Source organism: Solemya elarraichensis gill symbiont (assembly GCF_002021095.1).
GTDB lineage: Bacteria > Pseudomonadota > Gammaproteobacteria > Chromatiales > Chromatiaceae.
On sequence record NZ_MPRK01000322.1, the window covers coordinates 1 to 1,751 of the forward strand.

Annotated in this window: 3 protein-coding genes; all 3 read right to left on the reverse strand. The window is 51.7% G+C overall.

Going from position 1 to position 1,751, the window contains the following annotated elements:
• On the reverse strand, nucleotides 1-427 hold a 427-nt coding region (locus tag BOW51_RS10635), incomplete at its 3' end, for a hypothetical protein (RefSeq protein WP_167367343.1).
• 338 nt (nucleotides 428-765) lie between these two features.
• Entirely contained in the window at nucleotides 766-1,455 is a 690-nt protein-coding gene (locus BOW51_RS10640) for a hypothetical protein (protein ID WP_078477685.1), read from the reverse strand.
• A partial coding sequence (locus BOW51_RS10645; RefSeq protein ID WP_153039649.1) for a tyrosine-type recombinase/integrase occupies nucleotides 1,452-1,751 on the reverse strand: 300 nt, incomplete at its 5' end. The genes BOW51_RS10640 and BOW51_RS10645, both read right to left, overlap by 4 nt.

Sequence of the window (1,751 nt, forward strand, 5' to 3'; positions counted from 1 at the left end):
GGGTATGTTGTTGCATGATGTGGGTCAGGTCGGTTTCCAGGACCACCCGTTCGAGCAGTGGAATTAACCAATACTTAAGGTAGGCTCGCGTGTCCTTGTTGGACTTACCAGCCTCACAGAACTTTCGGATATCCTGTATCAGATTGTCCGTCACTAGTGGCAGGTCACTGGTCACGATACGGGTAGCCACGCGGCTTCCTCCTTCGATTTGCTCCAGGGTGTAATCTGCCCGTAATCCCAGGTACTGCCGGATGGGGGGAATGGCCCGGAGAAGGAATTCACGGTATTCCCACTTATGATGCTGACGACACCAAGGTTTGGCCGCATACCCAGCCATCTTGTTTACTTCGTCGATGGCCTGGCGCAAAACCAACAGGTCCTTATCAGTACAAATTTTCTCGGGTGTGGCGTAGCTGGTTCTCGTCAAACTGCGGGCGCTTCTCGAGAAACGCCTCAAGGGGTTGCAGGTTGTCCAAGTTAAAGAGGGCCTCTCCTGGTGTGGGGCCTTCACCGTGTTCCGTAAGGAAGCGGCTGATCAGTTCGCTCCATCGGGTTGGACCGAGATGGCCCGGGTACATTGCCGCGTTAGTGTTCATAAGTAATACCTCTGTTTCGTCTTACTGTTAACAGCTTGTACTGGTGCGTACAGAGGTTATTAAGCCGCATTAGGGACGCTGTGCCAGAAATGCGACGCGAAAGTTTTATTTTTTACCAAAAGATAAGGGCTGCACGATGGCAGCCCTAAGATGATGGAATGGTGAATGATTACCAGGAGTGCTCTTTTAGCTCCTTTTTCTTGTCGATTGATTTCTTAAATGCCTTCTCCAAGATGCTACGCCGACCTTCCCAGTTTGGTGCCAGTCGCTCGACCTGCTTTTCGATATTGCGCTTTTTCGGGGATAGTCCGAGCAGAACCATGGCATCAAAAACGAATGACAGTGCTTCCTTGTAAGAGGTCTTTTGGTCTTCACGTTCAATGATGGCAAGGTCGCCCGAACAGTTCTCGTACAGAAACAATAACTGCTCCAGCAACATGGTGCCGGTCTTGTCCCTGATCCCCTCTTTCCTCATTAAAGAAATTAGGCACCTGATGTACTCCAGGTCTTCCTCTGCGACAGTATGACGCTTCAGTGTAGTAGTGACGATACGCTTGACTATCGCCCGATAGTCACCGAATTCAGCCACATAATCGGCATACACCGCTCTGAGATTCTCCTCGGCCTTTAGAACCGCGTCTTCATTCTCCTTTTTCCTAATGCTGTCGAGATGCTCCTTTATCTCCAACATGACGTTCATCTCTCCCCGTGGCATGAGGTCATGATACTGCCCCATCATGTGAGCTGCGTGGATGGTTCTCAGGCGTTCCCGGATGGTCGCCACCATGAGAACATCACCATACTTCTTCCGCAGACTCCCGGCATCTGCAATGGTGACAAGGAACCGGTCGTCACTCATCGCAAGGCCCCCATCACGCTATCCACCATGTTCTGTGTATCGTGGATCGCCAGGTGACTATACCGCGCAGTCATGGTGGTGGAACTATGCCCGAGCAGCGTACCGACCTCGAACAACGTACGCCCTGCCCTGACGAGATTACTGGCCGCGCTATGTCTGAGGTCATGGAATCTGCAATGGCCGACATCAGAGGCTTCCAGCGCCTTGTACCATGCTTTCTTGATATCGAAGGGAGTGCGTTTCGATACGGTACTGGGGAATACTAGGGTGCCGGTGTTTTCTCTGAACCTCATCAG